Source organism: Streptomyces sp. NPDC059785 (assembly GCF_042732375.1).
Classification (GTDB): Bacteria; Actinomycetota; Actinomycetes; order Streptomycetales; family Streptomycetaceae; genus Streptomyces.
Genome location: NZ_JBHWHV010000077.1, coordinates 1 through 17,149, shown reverse-complemented (window position 1 = coordinate 17,149; position 17,149 = coordinate 1). Strand labels below are relative to the sequence as shown.

Below are 17,149 nucleotides of genomic sequence, written 5' to 3'. Positions count from 1 at the left end.
GCAGGCAGACGGAGGAAGCCATGACGCGTTGGGATCGACGCCCATGGGCGAACTGGCTCGGCAACGTAGTGGTCGACAGGCCCGAACGGCACTACTACCCGACGACACTGCACGACCTGATCGGCATCGTTGCCGATGCGGAACGGCAGACGCCGCCGCGCACGGTGCGCGCCAGCGGCAGCCACTGGGCCCTGTCCGATGTCGCGGCCGGCCCCGACTGGTTCGTCGAGACCGACGCGCTCACCGACACCCTGACCAGCGTCGTTCCGCACGCGCTCGCCGAGTCGGCGCGAGAGGAGATCGCCCGGAGGCCGCCCGGTACCGGCCAGGGCTTCACCTACTACCACGTCCAGGCAGGGATCACTGTCCGTGCACTCAATGAGCGCCTCGACGCCGATCCCCGGCAGCGGTGGTCCCTGCCGACCATGGGCGGGGCGGCCGGCCAGACGCTGGCGGGTGCCATGTCGACCGGAACCCACGGTGGTGATCACGGCTTGCCGCCGATGGCGGACTTCGTACAAGCCATCCACCTGGTGACCAACGGTGGCCGCCAACTGTGGATCGAGCGCGACCCCGGCATCACAGACCCGAAGCTGCTCGCCGAGGTGCTGCCCGCTGTGGAACAGCACAGGTCCACCAGCCTGTTCAACGCAGCGCTGGTGGCGGTCGGCCGGATGGGCATCATCTACTCGCTGGTCATCAGGGTGGTCGAGCAGTTCTCGCTCGACCAGATCATTGTCCAGTCGACCTGGGAACAGAGTCAGGGCCAACTGCGGGCCCCCTTCCCGATCTTCACGCAGCCACCGCCGAAGGGTTCTCGCCCGGCAGCGGCAGAGCGGACCCACTTCGTAGAGGTCGTCATGTCACCCTACGCGGCCGACGACGGCCGCCACGTCTGTTACATCACCCTACGGTGGAGCGGACCGGACGGCCCGCGACTGCCGCCCCCGCGCAAGACCCCGTTCACGTTCATCTGCCGCCATCGCACCCTGCGGCCGGTGGTGCTGGCCCTTCTCGCCGGGGACGCCGCGTCTCTTCTGCTCACGAAAGCGCTGGCGCCCGGGGCGAAACCCGTCATCAGGGCTCAGGCCGTGACTCTGCCTGTTCTGGCCCTGCTGCTCCCCGTGTCCGGCGAGGTCACGGTCGGAGGACTGGTGGCGGCCGCGTGCAATGCCGCCAACCGCGCCCACCAGCCGTGGCTGGTCCGCCGGCTGACGGCTCAAGTGCTTCGGCAGGCACGTCCGCGCCGGCGAATCCAGGACGTCGGGTACCACATCATGGACCTCGGCCGGACCGGTGCCGACTGCTATCGCGGCGACTCGCTGGAGGTGGCGTTCGACGCCACGGCGGGCGAGCACGTCCGCTTCGTCTGCGAGGACCTTTTCCCCGCGTTCGAGCGCATGGCAGCCCAAGGTGTCACGGTGCCCTGCTACATTTCCCTGCGCTTCACACGCAAGTCCGCGGCGTTGCTCGCCATGCAACGCTGGGACCCGACCTGCTCGATCGAGGTGGCCGTCCTCAAGGGCATCCGCGGCAGCGAGACCATCCTGGACACGCTCCAGACCGCCGCTGTCCGCCGAGGCGGCACCGTGCACTGGGGACAGCACAACACCCTGGACGGGACTGCCGTGCAGCGGGCGTTCCCGCAGCTTCCGCAGTGGAGGGCCGAAGCAGCCTTGGTGATGGGAACACAGCACGAGACGTTCGACAGCCCCTTCTGCCGGACACGGGGCCTTCTACCGTCACGGTGATGGTCACGGCGATATCCGGACCTGTGGGCTCGTAAGAGGCAGTGTTCCGCATCAGGCGGCGCGCCGGCGTACGGCCCACGGCACGGCCGGTACGGGGGACGGGGCCGCGGCACCGGGCAGCCGACGCCAGCCGGGCCGTGCCAGGGCAGGGGCGAGCAGCCGGGGTTCGCCCGTGCCGACCACGACCGGATGGCCGACGACTTGCAGGAAAGGAAGATCGGAGGCGTGATCCCCGTAGGCCCACGACCGCTCCAGGGCGATCGCGCGGTCTTCCGCGAGACGACGTACGGCTCGTGCCTTCTCCTCGCCCACCATGGGGCGGACGACTGCCCCGGTGTAGCGTCCGCCGCGGATCTCCGGACGGGTGCACAGCACAGCGTCGGCCTTCAGACCGGCGGCGATCGGCGCGAGCAGGGCGGGGAAGGAACCGGACGCAAGGACGGTGAGCCGGCCGGCCGCGGAATGACGCCGGCAGGCTTCGAGAACGGCCGGGTGGAAAAGACCTCCCTGCCTGGTCTCGGCCTGGTACCACTCCTGTGCCAGCCGTGCCACGTACGCCGCCCCGCGGCCCGCGTAATTCTCGAAATAGGCGCGGTTGGTCCGCTCCCGGGGCACGCCCATCGCGGTCATGGCCTTCAGCCGCTGCCTCTCGGCGCGGTAGACGGACGAGGGTGCTCCCTCGGCGGTGAGGAGGAACTCGAGGAACCGGAAGAGAGTCGCTCCTCTGGTCAGGGTGCCGTCGACATCGAAGAAGGCCGCTTCGGTCTGCTCGGTCATCCACGGTGCCTTTCGCGGGATCCGGTGCGGCCTGTCCGGTCGTCACCGACTGGTCGCCCCCGGCGGAGACCGGGCCGGTGGTGCGGCGATCCGGGCACCGGGCCCTCGCCCGGCACTGACCGGGTGGACAACGCGGCGACGAGCCGCAGGAGCAGCGGGATGATGCCGTACGTCGCGATGGGCACGACGACTGCGGTGAGTACGAGAGTCTGAGCTGCCAACGGCAGCGAGCCGATGCGCGTGCGCAGCACGGCCAGAGCGATCGTGATCGTCGGATAGACGGCCACCCAGGTGGCCAGCACCCGCAGATGCAGGGACGGAGCCGGGGGAGAGAAGGAAGGAGACGAAGGCACGACGAACCCCTCCAGCCCGCCGGGGGAGGGACGGCTGTCTGCTGCGTGTCCCCCGGTCGCGCCATCGGGCCCGGAAGGAACCTCGTACGAGCCGAGCGACCAGCGCCTACCGCTCTTGCTGCTCACCGCGAACCACCTCCACAAGTCCGGTTGTTCTCACTTCGTTTCGCGACAGTCCGGCCGTGCGCCTCCCGTCCTTCCGGGCCGGACACACCGCGCCGCATCACGCTCCGAGTGTTGCGGCACCGGCCTTCAGCGTCGTCCCGCTACGGCCGTCATCCGTCCGTCGTCACTCGGCCGCAGACCGGCCTCGCACGTACAGCGGCATGAGGAGTCGTTTCGGCAGACACGCCATGCCATCTGTGCTCGTGACCGGCGGCAGCCATGACGAGCCGATGGGCCGTCGGGTTCCGGACGCCTTCCGTGCCCCGTCAACACCCTTTACGCGGTCCACTCGGTGGCGCAGAGTCGCGGCTGCCTACGCAGGTACGACGACGAGGTGGTGACGGCTGGGGGAGGATGCACGACAGTGTCCATCTGAGGAGACTCGAAGCAGACGGTGTGAGTCGTCTCGGTCCGACGGACGGGGACGAGGCGTGCCGACGGGTGGGCGCAGATCCCACCATTGCTCGCTGCGAGTCCAGTCGGCCATCGCACCGAACCCTCCCGTCCTGCCCCGCACCGTACATGCGTGTCCCGGGGCCGCTGCGAAGAACGGACACTGTCTTGGCCTACTCCTTTCACCGCGCCCACCAGGCCCGCAGGGCCTGCCTGGACACCGCCACAGGGCTGGCTGCGCGATCGGGCCCGCGACTACTGCAGATCAGTTTCGGCGTGGTGTTCCTCTGGTTCGGCCTGCCGAAGTTCGTCCCTCACCTCAGCGCCATGGACGGGCTGGCAACCGACACCATCACCGCCCTCAGCCATGGTGTCGTGACCGGGGAGTCAGCTCGCGTCCTGCTGGCCGTCCTCGAGACCCTGATCGGCCTCTGCCTGCTCTTCGGACGGCTCTTGCGCATGGCCCTGGCCGCCCTGCTGCTACAGCTGGTCGGCACCTTCACGCCACTGCTTCTTTTTCCCGGCCGCACATGGAAGTCGCTTCTCGTACCGACCCTGGAAGGGCAATTCATCATCAAGAACCTCATCCTCGTTTCGGCGGCCATTGTCATCGGCGGCGGTTTCCATCGCGCCACCGATCGGTCGCACCGTGATCCCGGGCGCAGTGACGTCACCGCAGTGAGTGGCCGACATCCGTCCGCTGCTCCGCACTTCTCGGCACGTCCGGGTCCGCTGCCCCGGTGTACCTGCCGCCGCAACGAACGATGACGACGAAAGTGCCCGTCCGGAACTCATCCATGGACCGTCGGTTCCGCGTCATCTCCGCACCGCATACGGGCTTCGGAATTACGCAGTGGTGTGGATGGCAGCCGCCCCGCCATGGGGGCACACTCTGAATCACAGCGACACTCCGACACGATGAGAAGGAAGCAGCCGTGCCCGATATGTGTGATCCCGTAGTTTCCATCCAGCGATCCGACATTCGCGATGCCGTGGAGGCCCATGAGGCCTGGGGAGTTCTGGCTTCAAATACCCTGGTCCTGGCCCCTGGCCCATTGGATTGGTTGCACGACGACGGCATTCCGACGGAGGTGCTGATTGTTCCGGTCGCCGGCCGTGACGACGCGCCGGAAGCCGTTGAGCGGATAACGATTGCAAGTGCCACGGTTCTTGGCTTCGCGGAACATCCGAAGGGCGCGGCCGCCCTTCTTCATCTGACGCGTGCTTCCCGTCACCGGCCGACCATGCAAGAGTTCAGCGCAAGTGACCTGGTGGCGCCGCTTGCCGAGAATCCCGACGTCTGGCACGCCCTCGAACAGGCCGGAGCCGTACCGGCCGGTATACGGGAGACTCGGCCGGCGCGGGTGCTCGGCTCCGTGCCGGAGGCGACGCCGCCCGCATTCCTTGCGGAGCGTCAAGTGCGGCGCACCTACCAGGTTCGTGACAATACCTCGCCGGATATCTCAGAAGTTGCCGGATCGACGTGCCGCCCGTTCCCCGCCTGTCAGAGGAGGCCGCCCAGGAAGCCCAAGCGCAAACGGCCGTGATGGCGAACGCCTACTGTCATGGATGGGTGAAGCGCGCGGATCCCGCCTTTGTGGCGCTGCTGTACCTGATCGAGATGCTGGTCTACTGGGAGCCGGCGAACGCCGATGCCCCGCAGTGGGTGGTCGCCTGCTATGCGGCAGGGGGGTATCTGCCGCTTCTGTGGCGCAGGCGCTTCCCGCTGCTGGTGCTGCTCATCGTCGTGGTGCACGCCGCGCCCAGCAATCTCTGGTTCAGTCGGGACTGGTTCAACGGGTACTCTCCCGCCCTTTCGCCGTGGGTCGCCCTGGGTGTCGTTGGTTTCTACTGCGACCGTCGCGCCGCCCTTTACGGGCTCACGGCCGTGTACTTGCTCACCGCGGCGGGAATACCCAGTTGGAACTGTGATGCTCCGCGTCAGTACGTCGAGTACGTGATAACGCAGTACATGCTGCTTCTCGCTTTCTTTTTGGTGGGGCGGTGGGCTGCCTGGCAGGTGAAATTACGGCATGGGGCCGCTGCCGATGCTGTGGAAGCGGAGCGCGTTCGTATCGCGCGTGACCTGCACGACATCGTGGCGCATGCAGTCAGTTTGATGCTGTTGCAGGCCGCCGGTGCGGCGCGAGTGCTGAGGAAATGTCCCGACCGCGCTGAGACGGCTCTTGGTCATGTCGATGAACTGGGCCAGCAGGCTGTCGTCGAACTGCGCCGGATGCTTGGCCTCCTCTCGCCCGACGCGGATTGCAGGACCGGGCAGGGGCTTCCCACACTGAATGATCTTCAGCTTCTCGTGGAGCGGACGCGCACGGACATCTTCGAGGTGGAACTCGACATCACCGGCTCACCGATGCCGTTGGACCCGGGAGTGGATCTTTCCACCTACCGCATCGTGCAGGAAGCGCTCACCAACGCCGTCAGATACGCCGACGAGCGTTTCCCGGTGAAAGTAACGGTGGTCTGGCACCGGACGGAACTGGATATCGAGGTGTGCAACCGGGTCTCGGTCGCCCGGCGGCACCGGGCGCACCCGCTCTCGGTCGGCCGAGGTGTGATTGGAATGCGCGAGCGGGCGGCGGCGGTCGGGGGCAGTTGTCAGGCAGGGCTGCAGGCGGACGGAAGCTTCCTGGTCCGGGCCAGCTTCCCTTTGTCAGGCTTCGACGGGCGAGTCTCTGTGAACCGCTACGGGCCTGATGGAGGCTCGTCCTGAGAGGATCCAGTCGTTTCACGTCCGTCCCCCTGCCCGCCCGGGTTTCGTGAGCGCGCGGTGCGCATGGCCGCGGGAATCCGTCCGGACTGTCCGACCGAGTGGGCCGCGATGAAAGGCAGTCGCGGCCAAGCCGGGGACGGGTGCGGCGGGGGACGGTGCGAGCCCGGGCCGCAAGCCCGACGCCGGCCAGCGGCCCGGCGTCACGTCCGAGGGGCTGCGGAGATCAAGCGGCTGCGTGCGGAGAACGCCGAGCCGCGGCGGCCAACGAGATCTTGGAGGCGGCGTCGGTCTTCTTCACGGCCGAGCCCGACCGGCCGTCGGAACGCTCGCAGCGTTCATCGGCGCACACCGGCAGGTGTTCGGGGTCGAGCCGATCCGCCGGGTCCTGACCGGCCACGGGCTGAAGGTCGCAACGAGCACCTCTTACGCCGCCGAGTACCGGGCCCGCAGCCCGGTCGGCTCGCGACGCGGAGCTGAAGACGCAGATCAGCCGCGTTCACACGGACAACTTCGGTGTCTACTGCCTGCGGAACGTCCGGCGGCAGCTGCACCGTGAGGGCACAGCGGCAGCGAGCGGGCTGCTGACCTGCTCAGACGCGAGTCACTGCGTCGGGTCCGAACCGGCGATGGGTGGCGGACTCCACCTGCGTGGCCACTTGGTGCCGGGCCGGCACCGATGCTTCGATCGGCACCGTCGGCGACGCCCTGGACAACACCCAGCTTCGTCCGGCCCGGTGCGTCGTCGAGGGCGGATGGCCTCCGCGCCGGGCCGCGGAACGCTTCCAGGCCGGCCACACCGCCGCCGTCCGCTGGGCCGGACGGCACCGGCAGGCGTGGGCCGACGGGCTGTACGACCGGTCCAGCCGTCCCCAGCCCGACCGGGCGGCCGCCGCGGTCGGGGGCCGCGTCGTACGCCTGCGGCTGGAGCACCGTATCGGCTCCTTCCGGCCGGCGGCCCGGTGCGATGTCGCACCGTCGACGGCCCGCCGCATCCTCCAGCGGCACGGCCTGCCCGCCTGGGCCACGCTGGACCGAATCGTCGGCGGGCCCGTCCGCCGCTACGAACGGGCCCGGCCCGGCGCATTCTTCCGCATCGACGTGAAGAAACTCGGCCGCATCCTCGACGGCGGCGGCCACCGGGTGCTGGGCCGCGCGGTCGGCCGCAAGAACCGCACAGGCACCGGCCTCGCCCGCCTCCGCACCGCCCTGGACGACCACTCCCGCCCGGCCTGCACCGAAGACCTCGCGGAAGAGAGGGCGAGTGCCGCGGTGGGGACGTGGAGAGCGCGCGTACCGCGTCACGCCCTGGCACGCGTGCCCGGTGGCTGGTCACCGGGCCGGAGCAGACCGCTCTGATAGGCGGCAGCGACTGCCTGCGCCCGGTCGCGCAGGCCGAGTTTGACGAGGATGCGGCCCAGATGGGTTCTGACCGTGGCAACGCTGAGGACGAGTAGCGCGGCTATGTCGTGGTTGGTCAGCCCATGGGCGACCAGTACCAGCACCTCCCTCTCGCGGGGAGTCAGGCGCTCCATTTCCGCCGGGGTCGGCAGCTCGGTGTCCGGGCGGTCCGCGAAGTCGGTCAGCAGCTTGCGGGCCACCGCAGGGTCGAGCCAGGCATCGCCTCTCGCCACGGCGCGCACCGCCGCGGCGAGATCCTTGGGGGCGGCACTCTTCAGCATGAAGCCGGACGCGCCCGCGCGCAGCGCGGCATACACGGCGTCATCATCGTTGAAGGTGGTCAGGATGAGTACGGCGGTGGTGGAGCCGGTCCTGTCGGCGAAGCCGTCGTCGGCGAGCCTCCGCGTGGCTTCCACCCCGTCCATCCCTGGCATCCGGACATCCATCACGACGGCGTCCGGGCGCAGTCGCAGGGCCTCCTCGATGGTCTGCTCGCCGTCAGCGGACTCACCGACGACAGTGAGGTCGCCCTCCGCCTCGAGAAGCATCCCGAGCCCGGCCCGGACGAGCGGTTCGTCGTCGGCGAGCAGCACACGTGTGGGGACCCGGTTCTGGGCGGTCATAGGGACTGCTCCGTGATCGATGATGGGACGGTCCGTCCCCTGCCGGCGGGCTCGGAGGGCCGCGAGGCGGGGCGTGGCAGGGGGAAGGAGGCCGTCACGCGGAAGGTCCCGTCCGGCTGCGGTCCGGCCTGGCAGGAGCCCCCTACGGCGGCCGCCCGCTCACGCATGCCGATCAGGCCCCGGCCGGTCGGGAGCCGGCAGGCCAACGGGCCACGGGCCGAGGAAAGGCGGTTGGACACCCGGACCTCCAGTATCGCCGGGTGCCAAGCGAGCATCACCCGCACCGGGAAGTGCTGGTCGGCGTAGCGAGTGGCGTTCGTGAGGGCTTCTTGGATGATGCGGTAGGCGCACAGGTCCGTGCCTGGGTACAGCGGCACCGGAGCACCCATGGTGTCGAGGCTCACCTGGAAGGTGTCGGTCCGTGTGCGCTCGACCAAGCTGTGGAGATCGTGGCAGCCGGGCAGCCGCTGCGTGGCAGAGCGGTCGGCCTCGGCCGACAGGAGGCCCAGCATCCGGCGCAGTTCCAGGATGGCCTGCTCTCCCAGTTCCTCGACGTGCCCGAGCGCCACCTCGGCGCGTTCGGGGTCGGTCCGCAGAATGCGAGTCGCGCCGGCCGCCTGGAGCAGCATGAGACTGACCGCATGAGCCACGATGTCGTGCAGATCGCGGGTGATGAGCCGGCGCTCCGTTGCAATGGCGTCCGCAGCGGCTCGCTCGGCGTCCGTACGCCGCTGCCGTAGCACCCAGGCAGCCCACCGCCCTGCCCCGTAGATCCCGAGCAGGATCGAGCCGCCCACGATGATCGTCGCCAGGAGGCTCCGGTAGCCATGGCCGGCGAACTGGTGAGCAACGTAGGGTGTGAAGGCCAGGAAGCTGACGAGGAGTGCGTACATGGAGGTACGGCGAGAACAGCAGAGGGCGGCCGTGCCGAGACCGAGCCACAGATTGAGCGTGGGCTGGTATGCCGCGGCGAACAGCCGCACGGACAACGCGACGTGAGCTCCCGTCAGCATGACAACAGGCAAGGGGTAGCGTCTGCGCCAGATGAGCGGAACGAACCCGGCTGTTCCGTAGCAGACCACAACCCAGTCGGCAGGACCGCCAGGTGTGGGGTGCCAGAAGGCCGTCAGATCCAGCACACACAGCACGGGCGGGAGCAGGAGATCCAGACGCCTGCTCCGCCGCCGACGTACATCACTGGTCACTCGCGGGAAAGGCATGTGAGCCTGCTTCGCTAGCAACGGTGGCTGGGACGGTGCCTGCGATTCCAGCCGTCGGCCCGTGAGACGTTGACGAGAACGTCGTTGTGCACGGTGGGACGTGGGAGCGCGGGCCCGGGCGCCTTCGACGGGCGAGGAGCGAGCACCTGAGGCGAGAGTGACTCCCGCATTCCGGCCGGTACAGCACCGGCCTGCTCGAAGGCCTGCCACGTATCCGGTTGGTCGGAGTACATGGCAGCGTGCGTCGGACACACCGGGGCGACCACGTCTTCGGGTCGGCCCCCGGCACACGCGATCGTCGGGCTCTTGGCCACCAGCAGCACATCGATCGGTATCTCTTCGCCCTTGAGCCGTCCCAGTGGTCCTTGGACCAGGACCTCGTTCTCATTGACGAGGGCACTCCAGCCCAGGGGGCCGTCGACGGTGTCGGGCCGGTCGCATCGCCGGATGGAGACCAACGGGTCACTCGGGAAGGTCATGGTCACCTCCTTCGTACGGTTGCCGAGGCAGGATCTTCTTCCGAGAAGTCTGTCCCAACCAGTGACACGGGTCATCCGCTTCGCGCCGTATTCGAAGCCTCCTCCTACGTCCGGACGTTGAACATACGGTCTCTCGCCGCTGTTGCGGCCCTCACGTGGCAACAGCCGACGTTCGAGGTGACATGGCGTCACGCGAGCCCTCACCGCGTCGCCCACCGTCGCCGTGCCCTCGCACACGAGCGGCAGGGGCTGCTGACCACCGTGCTGCGCCATATCGCGGAGAACCTCTTGTGGTCCGGAGTACTGCTGGGCCGAACTGTGCCCCACGGACCGGCAGCGCGAGCGCTTCGTCCGGACCGCTGAGGGCACCAAGGAAATGACGTACCGCGAGCGGATGGCCCGTCACGGCGTACGCGATGATCGGCACCTCGTTCGCCTCCGTCCCGCCGCTGATCCTCCGCCACTGCGGAGTGCCCGGGCCGCGGGCCTCGCCGGGGGCGGCCGTGGTGCTGGTGATACTCCAGGCACGGCTGGCCCATCCGATACAGCACATGCTGCGGCTCAGTGGAAGTCTCCAGACCCCCGTCGCGATGTTCGAGCGGGTAACGACACAGGTCGGTCGTGTGCCACGGGTTCCCGGTCGAGCGTCCTGGCCGCCACCCGCTGCGCATCGGCTCTGTTGACATCGAGGACTCGAGCTGTGGAGCATGTAAGTGAACGACGGTTGTGGTCGCGCAACAATCGAGAAGAAGCCGCACCCTCCGTGGCCGGATTCGCCTCGGCCGCCTGTCGCAGAAGGCGCGGGCCGGACCGGTCGGTGGACGCAATCCGCGAAGACGGAACAGAGGCCGCGAAGAGGTCCGGGCACTGCACGCACGAGGAGAAGACATGGCCGTTTTCGTCGTGTCCGAGACGCAGTTCGACGAAATGTTCCCGGAGCGCAACTCCTTCTACGCTTATGGCGACCTGGTCACCGCTCTCCGTGCCTACCCGGACTTCTCGACCACGGGAAGCGACACCGTACGCAAACAGGAAGCGGGGGCCTTCCTGGGCAACGTCGACCATGAAACAGGCGGGCTCGTGTACGTGGTGGAGCAGGACCGCGCCAACTATCCGAACTACTGCAAGGGTGACGAGCCCTACGGCTGTCCCGCGGGCCGGGCGGAGTACTACGGCCGAGGCCCGATGCAGCTGAGCTGGAACTACAACTACAAGGCGGCGGGCGATGCCTTGGGCATCGACCTGCTGCGCAACCCGTCCCTGGTCGCGCGGGACGCGGCGGTGGCCTGGAAGGTCGCCTTGTGGTTCTGGAACACCCAGACCGGCGGTGGCGCCATGACCCCGCACGATGCCATGGTCGGCCAGCGGGGCTTCGGTGAGACGATCCGCGTCATCAACAGCGGCGAGTGCGGCGGAAACGCTCCCGCCCGGGTGCGGCACCGGGTCGGCGCCTACAAGCGGATCGTCGCCATTCTAGGCGTGCCGCCGGGAGACAATCTCACCTGCTGAACAGTACTCGCATGGCCGTGCCGCACGGCCGCCCGGCCGGACATCGGAGAGGTAGGTCTCGCCGGCGGCAACAGTCGTATCCGCGGTCGAACGGAGATCGCGCGGCGCCTCAACTCGATGCCACACCAGCGCCGCCGTTATTGACAGGAGGCTCGGACCAGGCTGCCAATCATCATCGGCTCAGCTGTTGGACTCGGTGTCGCCGTAGCCGGGGATCGGCTCTGCCGGGTACCGGCTGTGGCGGCGATACGAGCGACGGATCCGACGGACTGAGGAAAGGCGGCCGCTGCCGGCCGCACCCGCCGCATTCTCATCGGCCACACTGCCGAATCCGCGCGGCCATCGACAAGATCTGGGGAGCGCACCGCAGGTGGCCTCCTGGGGACCTTGCGCCACACCCGTCGACGGGATCGGGACGGGACCGCCGCAGAGGTGCGGCGAGCCTGGCCGGATCGCCTCTCAGCGCACCGCCGCACATGTCTTGCCGATGCCGGGCACTGCTGACTAGCGTGGCAGGCGGAGGCGTGCCGCTTGCATGGGGAGGCGGGCATGGCGCGTCGGGAGAAGCCGCTGGACCCGGATGCCGGACCGGTGCAGGCGTTCGCGGTCGCGTTGCGAGAAGCACGCAGGGAGGCCGGGCAGCCGACGTACCGGGCGCTGGCGCAGAAGGCCGGATACTCGGCCAGCACCCTGTCCGAGGCGGCGGCCGGAGAACGGCTGCCGTCCCTGCCGGTCGCGCTCGCCTATGTCGCCGCCTGCGGCGCTGCTTCGGACGGATGGGAGGACCGCTGGCGTGCCGCGGCCGTCGCCGGCGCCGTCAGCGCGCCGGTGGACGACGCGACCGAGGCGCCGTACCGGGGTCTGGCTCGCTACGAGACCGGTGACGCGGCCGTGTTCTTCGGCCGTGACCAGCTCACCGGAGCCCTGCTGGAACTGGTGCGCGAGCACCGGTTCACCGCCCTGTCCGGCCCCTCGGGCAGCGGCAAGACCTCACTGCTCCGGGCCGGGCTGCTGCCCGCCCTCCAGCACGAGAACACACTCGAGCTGCGGCCGGCCGCGCTGCGCATCCTCACCCCGGGCCCGCGACCGGTCCACATTCACGCCACGGCGCTGAGCGCGAGGGAGGACACGGCCGGGGACACCGTGATCGTCGTGGACCAGTTCGAGGAACTGTTCACCCTGTGCACCGACGTCAGTGAACGCACGGAATTCCTGCGGCGTTTGCTGGCTGCGCGGGAGCCGGACAGCCGGCTGCGTGTGGTCATCGCGGTGCGCGCCGACTTCCTGGGCCGCTGCGCCGACCACCCGGAGCTGGCCGCCGCGCTGCGCGGCACGCTGCTGCTCGTCGGACCGATGAGCCGGGACGAACTGAGGCAGACGATCACCGGCCCGGCCCAGGCCGCCGGACTGATGGTGGAGCGGTCCCTGACCGCGCGGCTGCTCGCCGAGGCCGAGGGCCAGCCCGGCGCTCTGCCGCTGCTGTCGCACGCCCTGCTGGAGACCTGGCGCCGCCGCCAGGGCCGCACCCTGACGGAAGTGGCCTACGAGTCGACCGGCGGGCTGCACGGCTCCATCGCCCGCACCGCCGAGGACTGTTATGCCGGCCTCACCTCCGACCAGACCGGCCTCGCCCGCACCATTTTGCTGCGACTGATCACCCCCGGCGACGGTACTCCCGACACCCGGTGCCCCACCCCTCACGCCCAACTCGGCCTCGGTGCTCCCGCCGACACCGCTGCGGTCCTCGAGCGTCTGACCCGTGCCCGCCTGATCACCGTCGACGACGGCGTCGTCGACCTCGCTCACGAGGCGCTCATCACCGCCTGGCCGCGCCTGGACGGCTGGCTGGACACCGACCGCGACCGGCTGCGCATCCACCGTCGGCTCACCGATGCCGCCATCGCCTGGCACGACCTGCACCGCGACCCGGGCGCCCTGTACCGCGGCGCCCTGCTCACCGCCGCCGAGGACGCCTTCCCGCCGGCCGACCGCCCGTGCGAACTCACCGATCTGGAACGTGACTTCCTGACCGCCGGCACCACCGCCCGCCATCGCGAACAGCGCATCGCCGTGCGCATGGCCCGACGCCAGCGCCGGTTCGGCGTCGTTCTCTCCGCCCTGCTGGCCGTCGTGGTCGTCGCGGGCCTCCTCGCCTGGCAGCAGCACCGCAGGAGCGAGGAAGAGGGCCGCAGGAGCACGCTCCTGGAACAGACCGCCCTGTCCCGGAAACTCGCGGCCAAAGCCACCGCTCTCCTGCGTACCGATGCGGAGCTGGGCTCCCTGCTGGCACTGCACGCCTACCGGGCCTACCCGACCACCGATGCCGTGATGAGTCTCCGTGCCGCCGCTGCCCTGCGTCACCAGCACCGTCTGACCAAACATCGGGACGGCTATTTCGAGGTGGCGTACGGCCGTGACGCGAACACCCTGGTCACCCTCGACTCCCAGGGTGTCCGGCTGTGGCACGAGCGGTCCGGTGAATCCCGCGTCGTGGTGAAGAGCCGCGCCGCGGGCCGGATCAGACTCAGTCCGGACGGGCGGACTCTGGCTGTCGAGGAGCGGAGCGGTCTCCAGTTGTGGGATGTGGCGACTCGAAGCATCCGCACCACCCTCGATGCCGGCAAGGGGGTGGTGGACGTGGCATTCAGTCCGGACGGTCGCACCGTGGCCATCGCCGGCTACGAGTCCCCGACCCGGCTGTGGGACGCGGCCACCGGTGACCTCCGGGCCACATTGACCGACAAGAACGAGATCTGGTCAGTGGCATTCAGCCCGGACGGCCGCGTCCTGGCCACAGGCAGCGACAAGGGCATCCGGCTGTGGGACACGACCACTGCCAAGGCTCGGGCCGTCACGCTGGCCGACGACACCAAGTTCGGGTTGTATCTGGCATTCAGCCCGGACAACAGCCGTGTTCTGGCTGCCATGGGTATCAACGACGCGGACCATGTACAGCTCTGGGACGTGACCACGGGCAGGACGCGGGCCCGCCTGGACGCCGACGACTCGGCCTACATGGCGTTCAGTCCGGACGGCCGGATCCTGGCCGTCAGTAACGACGACGGCCAGATCTTCCTGTGGGACACAGCCACCGGCCGACCGCGCACCGTGCTGACCGACAGGGGTAGCGTCTATGCGCTGATGTTCAGTCCGGACGGTCGCTCTCTGGCGGTCGGCACCGACACGGCGGTCCGGCTGTGGGACACCGATCTGCCCACCGAGCCGGGCGATGCCATACGTACGATCTGCCGTGCCGTGCGCCGCGACCTCACGTCCGAGCAGTACAGCACCTACCTGCCCGGCCAACCGCACCACCGAGCGTGTGCCTCCGGCTGACTACGCGTACGCGTGGGCAGTCATGAGCCTGCTGGACCGTCTGGCTGTCCGCAGTGCCGCCCTGCGCAGACCGGTCAGAACTTACGGACAGCCAGCACCGATCCATCTCTGAGCGGCAAGGACCAGACGTAGCTGTCGACCAGGGGCGAAGCTTCCGCCAGCTGTTCCCCGAAGCCGTGGTCCCCGCAGATCAGGATCACTGATGCGGGCGGCAACCGGGGTTCCGCCGCCCTGAGAACCGGGAGAAGCTCCTCACCGGGACAGCCGAGCACCAGAAGGTCGATCGGCCACGGCAATTCGCGCAGCACCTGCCGAATGCCTTTCCGTGACACCTCGGCGTACCTCGACAAGCCCGCTTCCTCGATCGCGGCGGCGATGGCAGGCGCCCGCCTCGCGTCCGGCTCACAAGCGACGACCCGGCCGCCGCTGTCGCGCAGGGCCACGGCGACGGGCATCAGTCTGGACATTCCCGCGGGACCGTATACCAGCACGTGCAGGGGGCCCGTGGCGAGTACCAACTGTCGCAGCAGCATGTCAGTCGCCTCCGAGCTGCGCCCGGCAGCCGTGTCTGCGCCGGCGGCGTCGTCGTGAGCGAATCGGGTCGATAGGGCTTCGGGCATCTCGGAACCTTCCTTCGCGGAGGCTGTGCCGACACCGAGTCCAGCAGTCGGGCCGTTGATTGGCAGCTTCGTTCGGGCTGCCGATCAACGCGGTCCCGCCCGGTGTCAGGCCGCGTCGGGCAGACACCGGTTGCCGCGGCCGGCTGCGGCGGTTCCGGCGTGTTGCAGGTGGATAGTGGAGGCTCGTGCTGTTCGAGGAGAGGTGAGCAGGCTGAGGTGTCCGTGTGTCTGTGTGTCCGGGGACGCGGACCGCGTGGGCGAGGTGACCGGCGGTGGCGCTGGCGGGCGGGACGAAGGGGTCGCAGTCGCTGTAGAGGAACAGCCACCGCGGTGGTGGCGGTCCTGGTGTCGGATGTGCCGGCCGAGCTGCTGGACGGCGTAGCGGACGGCGAGGCCGCCGAGGCTGTAGCCGATGAGGTGGCCACGGGTACCCGAACACCGAACAGTGCTGATCATCACTGCTGCACCCGCTGCACCCGCTGCACCCGCTGCACCCGCTGCACCCGCTGCACCCGAACGGCGTCCACGGCACCACCTGACCGGGCCGGCAGGACGGGCAGGTTCGTGCCGCGGCCGCCGACGGCGGTGGACTCCTCCGTCCTCGACTTGTCCGGGCCGTCGGGGTCGCGGTCGTCCCGCCGTGATGGCGGCTCACGGCAGTGGGCACGTGGGTGCTGAAACGGGGCAGCGCGTGCAGGTCGCGGGCGAGAGCGAGGGTCCGCCATCCGGGGCCCCGCGAGGTGGACGAGGGCGGCCGCGGAGCATCACAGCTCCCACGAAGCGCGAGACGGCCCGGTAATCCGTCCGGCCCGGGCAGCGCACTGTTGGTCGGTACGGCGGAAAGGGGTTGCCGGTCAATCCGAAATCGCCGGGAGCCGGGAGGGTGTCCTGCCGCCGCTGCCGCCGTCCTTGACCGGTGGTGTGGTCCGGGGCTGCCAATCAATGTCCTGGACGCTGTACTTGACTGCAGCGCCTGCTCCTGAGAGCCGGGGTGGCGGTCCGTACCCCTCTGCCGGGGGAGCCGGGGTCGTCTCACCGGTTGCGGCAGGAGGCGACGGCCCACCGGGCCTCGGGCGCAGGGTTCGTCGATCGCAACACACGGGGGTACTTCATGAGCGACACAACGATGTCCCGGGCCGCGGCCGGGGGAGAGCCGCCGAACGGTACCGCTTCCACGTGGGGCACCGGACGACGGTGGCTGCCGGCGGGGGACTCGCGGTCGTTGCCGAGGCTGGACGCCGAGGCAGCGGGCCGCAATGCGGCGGGGGAGGACGTGCAGGTCGTCTACAGCTCACGCGGAGACAGGTTCATGATCGTGCCCCGGTCGCAGGCGGCGGCGTGATCGAAACCCTGCCGACGGCCGTGCCTTCCGGTGGTACCGGGCATATGTGAGCGAGTGCGGTAGGGAGGCCGTCGCGTGATGCGGCACCTGCGGCGGGGCGGACCGTCGGCCCACTGCGGTGGTGCCCTGCCGGGTGGTGCAGCCATACGGACCGTGCGGCTCCGTTGAGCGCCGTGGCGCACGTGCCGGTCGGCCCGCCTCCCTGACTGCCCGCGCCCGCTCACGAGGGTCTGGACCAGTCCGGCGTCCAACAGGACGGTGTTGAGGCGCCGGGCCCGGCGGCGTCCATGACACATCGGAGCACTGTCCGCCGTCTCCGGGCGAGGCCGGTGCGCACCTGCCGGGCCGGAGCGTCACCTAGGGAGTGTTTTCAATGTGCCGCTCATAGCCACTCGTTGATGGCCGCGACCAGCACGGTTGCCTCGTAGCGGACGGCGAGTTTGTCGTAGCGG

General features: G+C 69.4%; 13 protein-coding genes and 1 pseudogene. 7 read left to right on the top strand and 7 right to left on the bottom strand.

What is annotated here, in order from left to right:
- Positions 1-20: 20 nt before the first annotated feature.
- The gene (locus ACFV6E_RS37750) at positions 21-1,751 is read left to right on the top strand and encodes an FAD-binding protein (protein ID WP_385467932.1); all 1,731 of its coding nucleotides are present in this window, start codon (positions 21-23) and stop codon (positions 1,749-1,751) included.
- Between the two features lie 51 nt (positions 1,752-1,802).
- Here ACFV6E_RS37750 and ACFV6E_RS37745 read toward each other — a convergent pair whose 3' ends face one another.
- Together ACFV6E_RS37745 and ACFV6E_RS37740 are read right to left on the bottom strand one after the other, a co-directional pair.
- Positions 1,803-2,528, bottom strand: coding sequence for an HAD family hydrolase (locus ACFV6E_RS37745; RefSeq protein WP_385168845.1), 726 nt, complete (start codon positions 2,526-2,528; stop codon positions 1,803-1,805).
- Positions 2,525-2,881 (bottom strand): hypothetical protein, encoded by a 357-nt coding sequence (locus ACFV6E_RS37740; RefSeq protein ID WP_385467929.1) that lies wholly within the window; start codon positions 2,879-2,881, stop codon positions 2,525-2,527. The genes ACFV6E_RS37745 and ACFV6E_RS37740 overlap by 4 nt, the downstream gene beginning before the upstream one ends.
- Positions 2,882-3,607: 726 nt before the next feature.
- On the opposite strand from ACFV6E_RS37740, the gene ACFV6E_RS37735 reads away from it, so the two are divergent.
- From ACFV6E_RS37735 to ACFV6E_RS37725, 3 genes are all read left to right on the top strand, one after another.
- Complete coding sequence (locus ACFV6E_RS37735; protein ID WP_385467927.1) at positions 3,608-4,207, top strand: hypothetical protein; 600 nt, start codon at positions 3,608-3,610, stop codon at positions 4,205-4,207.
- 167 nt (positions 4,208-4,374) lie between these two features.
- On the top strand, positions 4,375-4,986 hold the full coding sequence (locus tag ACFV6E_RS37730; protein WP_385467925.1) for a hypothetical protein: 612 nt from the start codon (positions 4,375-4,377) through the stop codon (positions 4,984-4,986).
- 26 nt (positions 4,987-5,012) lie between these two features.
- The gene (locus tag ACFV6E_RS37725) at positions 5,013-6,170 is read left to right on the top strand and encodes a sensor histidine kinase (protein ID WP_385467923.1); all 1,158 of its coding nucleotides are present in this window, start codon (positions 5,013-5,015) and stop codon (positions 6,168-6,170) included.
- 223 nt (positions 6,171-6,393) lie between these two features.
- Here the strand turns inward: ACFV6E_RS37725 and ACFV6E_RS37720 are convergent, their stop codons facing one another.
- Positions 6,394-6,567: a hypothetical protein gene (locus ACFV6E_RS37720; RefSeq protein WP_385467920.1), complete on the bottom strand. Its 174-nt coding sequence runs from the start codon at positions 6,565-6,567 to the stop codon at positions 6,394-6,396.
- A 287-nt stretch (positions 6,568-6,854) separates the two neighbouring features.
- Here ACFV6E_RS37720 and ACFV6E_RS37715 point away from each other — a divergent pair.
- Positions 6,855-7,430: pseudogene (locus tag ACFV6E_RS37715) on the top strand (IS481 family transposase); the annotation flags it as partial.
- A gap of 38 nt (positions 7,431-7,468) precedes the next feature.
- On the opposite strand, the gene ACFV6E_RS37710 reads toward ACFV6E_RS37715, so the two are convergent.
- The 3 genes from ACFV6E_RS37710 to ACFV6E_RS37700 all read right to left on the bottom strand — a co-directional run bounded on the left by ACFV6E_RS37710 (position 7,469) and on the right by ACFV6E_RS37700 (position 9,896).
- The gene (locus ACFV6E_RS37710; RefSeq protein ID WP_385168829.1) at positions 7,469-8,191 is read right to left on the bottom strand and encodes a response regulator; all 723 of its coding nucleotides are present in this window, start codon (positions 8,189-8,191) and stop codon (positions 7,469-7,471) included.
- Positions 8,188-9,330 (bottom strand): sensor histidine kinase, encoded by a 1,143-nt coding sequence (locus ACFV6E_RS37705; RefSeq protein WP_385467918.1) that lies wholly within the window; start codon positions 9,328-9,330, stop codon positions 8,188-8,190. The genes ACFV6E_RS37710 and ACFV6E_RS37705 overlap by 4 nt, the downstream gene beginning before the upstream one ends.
- 95 nt (positions 9,331-9,425) lie before the next feature.
- Positions 9,426-9,896, bottom strand: coding sequence for a hypothetical protein (locus ACFV6E_RS37700; protein WP_385467915.1), 471 nt, complete (start codon positions 9,894-9,896; stop codon positions 9,426-9,428).
- Between the two features lie 882 nt (positions 9,897-10,778).
- Between ACFV6E_RS37700 and ACFV6E_RS37695 the strand changes: the two genes are divergently transcribed.
- The gene (locus ACFV6E_RS37695; protein WP_385168820.1) at positions 10,779-11,399 is read left to right on the top strand and encodes a chitinase; all 621 of its coding nucleotides are present in this window, start codon (positions 10,779-10,781) and stop codon (positions 11,397-11,399) included.
- A gap of 549 nt (positions 11,400-11,948) precedes the next feature.
- Positions 11,949-14,735: a helix-turn-helix domain-containing protein gene (locus tag ACFV6E_RS37690; RefSeq protein WP_385467913.1), complete on the top strand. Its 2,787-nt coding sequence runs from the start codon at positions 11,949-11,951 to the stop codon at positions 14,733-14,735.
- A gap of 74 nt (positions 14,736-14,809) precedes the next feature.
- Here ACFV6E_RS37690 and ACFV6E_RS37685 read toward each other — a convergent pair whose 3' ends face one another.
- A complete protein-coding gene (locus ACFV6E_RS37685; protein ID WP_385467910.1) occupies positions 14,810-15,355 on the bottom strand; it encodes a hypothetical protein in 546 nt (181 codons plus the stop codon).
- Between the last annotated feature and the right edge of the window lie 1,794 nt (positions 15,356-17,149).